This is a genomic window from Acinetobacter sp. RF14B, assembly GCF_006864105.1.
In the GTDB taxonomy this organism is placed as follows: domain Bacteria; phylum Pseudomonadota; class Gammaproteobacteria; order Pseudomonadales; family Moraxellaceae; genus Acinetobacter; species Acinetobacter lwoffii_C.
Genome location: NZ_SMTB01000183.1, coordinates 1 through 1,490 on the forward strand (window position 1 = coordinate 1; position 1,490 = coordinate 1,490).

Genomic DNA, 1,490 nt, shown 5'->3' on the forward strand with positions numbered 1-1,490 from the left:
AGGCAAACGTCCACAGCATGCACGTCCGCAAACTGAGCGTCCTCAGGGCAAGAAACCGCAAGCGGCTAAACCGCAAGAGCAAAAGATCGGTGGTTTGGGTGCGCTGTTATTACAAGCCGGAATTAAAGGTTCGAAGTAAGCTTTAAGTTTGACCAAAAAACCTCCCCATCGGGAGGTTTTTTTATTGGAACATTGTTATGAATTAACCATCGGTACAATCCAGCTGGTAATAATCAATAAAATACCGAGATGGCCCAGCTTTCGGGTCACATAGACCAGCTTGGATGGCGGCTGTTCCAGCTGTTTGGCATACTCTTCCATGCTAATGCTTTGTTTACCGCGACTGGTAAATAAAAATACGCCCAGATCAATACAGATCAGAATCGTACCAATATCAGCCACCAGTTCCATCAGCTCAAATTGCTGGGTGTATAACGACATGCTAACGCTATAAATCAGATAAAGACCAAAAGCCAAACAGGCATATTGCAGGACCACTAAAAACTTCTGCATAAATCTCAACAGTTCAAAAAATTAAAGTAATTATACAAATAATTTGGGCAGACCGTGACCATTACAAGTTTTGGATTACAGCGGTAAAATTCTGCTTTTCCACCAGTTCCAGAAATTCATCTCCAAGTCGCTGACTTTCAACAATACATTGTTTCCACAGCTGAATCCGCTGGGCTTGGTCCAAACCTTTTAAGCTGAAATCTTTACGATCTGGCAGACGGCCGAGTGGTAAACTTTGCAGATATTCCTGAGAGGGTGAAATCAGCAAGGTACGGGCCTGATTTTCCGGATGTGCAGTACGTTTAAACAGTTTATCGAACCAGCCCGGCGTAATACTGTCGGTAAAATGTGGATACAGCACAATCCCCTTGCTTTGGAAAGGCAGGTCAATGTGATAATCAATCAGGCCACCATCGCGATAATAGCCTTGCGGTGCATCCGGAATATTATTCACCGCTGCCATCACCCCCGGAATGGAGGCAGATGCCATCAGCCAGGGCAATACACTCTGTTCAGTCAGCGTATGATAGTGGGTGGTAAATCCATCATCGGCAATTTTAAACTGTTCTCCAAGATTTGGCTGGCTAATCACACGTTGCATAAAATGACGGCTATGCCTGCGTGCGACCGCCGTTGTGCCAACAATTCCAGCCACAGAAGCCAGCAGGGGCAAGGCTTTGTCACTCTGGAAAATGTGCTGGGCTTTAATCGACAAGACAGTCAGGTGATAGTCCGGATGATTGACCAGATCGGCTTCTTTGCCTTGGACCAGCTCTAGCAGCATGCCACGACAAATGTCACTGATCTCCTGACGGGTCATTTTCTTGTGAAAAGAGAGATGGGTATAGAGTTCTGCAAGACGCTCAGTGCCTGCTTTGGCTCCCCAGGCAGCTACACTGGCAAAACGCCAGCTGCCAATGGATGAACCGACCAAGGTTCTACGCTGTGGCGCCCGTGAAAAAAACTCACCAAAAATT

Annotated in this window: 3 protein-coding genes; 1 reads left to right on the forward strand and 2 read right to left on the reverse strand. The window is 46.4% G+C overall.

The genetic code is table 11. The annotated features are described in order from the left end of the window. Window positions 1-139 (forward strand): hypothetical protein (locus E2K52_RS15245; RefSeq protein ID WP_171478880.1); only part of this gene is annotated, 139 nt, incomplete at its 5' end. A gap of 56 nt (window positions 140-195) precedes the next feature. Here the strand turns inward: E2K52_RS15245 and E2K52_RS14345 are convergent. After that, window positions 196-513: a hypothetical protein gene (locus E2K52_RS14345; RefSeq protein ID WP_151205673.1), complete on the reverse strand. Its 318-nt coding sequence runs from the start codon at window positions 511-513 to the stop codon at window positions 196-198. 61 nt (window positions 514-574) lie between these two features. Next, the coding region (locus E2K52_RS14350; protein WP_151205674.1) for a patatin-like phospholipase family protein at window positions 575-1,490 on the reverse strand (916 nt) is incomplete at its 5' end.

What these genes read in the sequence shown, in the direction of transcription:
- E2K52_RS14345 (WP_151205673.1), bottom strand. Translation starts at nt 513, where the DNA reads ATGCAGAAGTTTTTAGTGGTCCTGCAATATGCCTGTTTGGCTTTTGGT.